Below are 1,432 nucleotides of genomic sequence, written 5' to 3'. Positions count from 1 at the left end.
GATGGCAGTCCATTCATAGTCGGTGAGTTCGTAGCGCATGATTCGAGCCCCGAGTTTCGAAGCTTGAATCATGGGCGTCTGGCAAAACGCAAACGCTTCCAGCTCCCGCTCGATATGCCGGGCAGATCCACCATTTAGTCTTGGCGGCGTACTCACTGTCGAAAGTGGACAAGAGGATTGGATGGTGCCGCTCGTAGCGGTCCAGATCCCACGCGGATTGCAGTAGTTGAAAATGCATGATGCGTTGATGCCTGTTTTATCGACCAGATATCTGATGGGACACGGCGGGCATCTATTTCAAACACTCAGGCCGTGTAGTAGCGTGGCCGTTCATTGCCCCGCTTAACCAACGGATCAACCAGTGACGCCGGATACAGCCACCCGCTGTCGGCTCAGCGCGCAGCAGGAAGCCATGCTTTGGCTGTCCATCGCGGCCATTCTTACAACCGCAATAGGTTTTTCCTGGAATCCAACTCCGTTCGCGCAAGCGCTCGCCGCAATATTTATCGCCTGTGCGGGGATCCACGCCGTCATCGCCTATGGCACACAACAGGCCTTAGTCCTGTTCATTGCTTGCAGTGCCATAGCATTCGCGGTGGAGAACCTTGGTACCGCTACGGGCTTTCCGTTCGGCGTCTATCATTTTGAGGTCGGCGCGGACCTTCCGCATATCGGCCTCATTCCGGTCATCGTCGGGCCGCTGTGGTTTGGCGCGGGCTATTTTTCGTGGACGGTCGCGTCAGTACTACTTGATGGCGCCGATCGTCAGCTCAATCGCCCCTTCAACTTCGTTGCCCTGCCTGTGGTCGCGGCATTCGTGATGACCCAATGGACCTTGTGATGGATGCCCCCAATGCGACTATCGCCAAGGTCTGGATATGACGACGGCGGCGGAATGTTCGGCGTTCCTCTCTCCAACTATCTTGGCTGGCTACTTACGTCTTGGCTGATTTTTCAAGCCTTCGCGCTCTGCCTGCGCCGCGGCGGCGTCCGGCCGGATTCAAGGATGAATCTCAAGCTGCCTGCGACCGGTATCGTTTTCTATGTGGGCGCTGGCCTCACTCACATAGTTCCTTGGATAATGGGACAGACAGGTAAGGCTGTTGACGCTAGGGGGTACGGCTGGCAGGTCCACGACATCCGCGAGGCCACTGTCGCGATCCTGCTATTTACAATGGTCTTCACGGCGTTGCTGCAGCTCTGCGCCTCCTGCGCCAAGCGAGTTCGAATAACGGGCCAACTACATCAAGCCAGGACGAGACCGCCTGACGTGGGGAGTCGGATTCGGCGACCTCATCCCGGCCGCTGCGTTCGGGGTTATCCCACTTGTCCCATCGTCGGTAAATTGCTCTTCGCGACTTTTGCCGCGTCCGCACAAGAGTGTTCGACAACGAATCGGACCTAGTCGAGATTTTATGAGTACACACCCTAA

General features: G+C 56.8%; 1 pseudogene. It reads left to right on the top strand.

What is annotated here, in order from left to right:
* Positions 1-412 precede the first annotated feature (412 nt).
* Positions 413-1,405: pseudogene (locus tag ALC15_RS47065) on the top strand (carotenoid biosynthesis protein).
* The last annotated feature ends 27 nt before the right edge of the window (positions 1,406-1,432 follow it).

This window comes from Bradyrhizobium viridifuturi (genome assembly GCF_001238275.1).
Taxonomy (GTDB): Bacteria; Pseudomonadota; Alphaproteobacteria; order Rhizobiales; family Xanthobacteraceae; genus Bradyrhizobium; species Bradyrhizobium viridifuturi.
The sequence above is the reverse complement of the archived record's forward strand: the minus strand, read 5'-3'. Positions and strand labels throughout refer to the sequence as shown.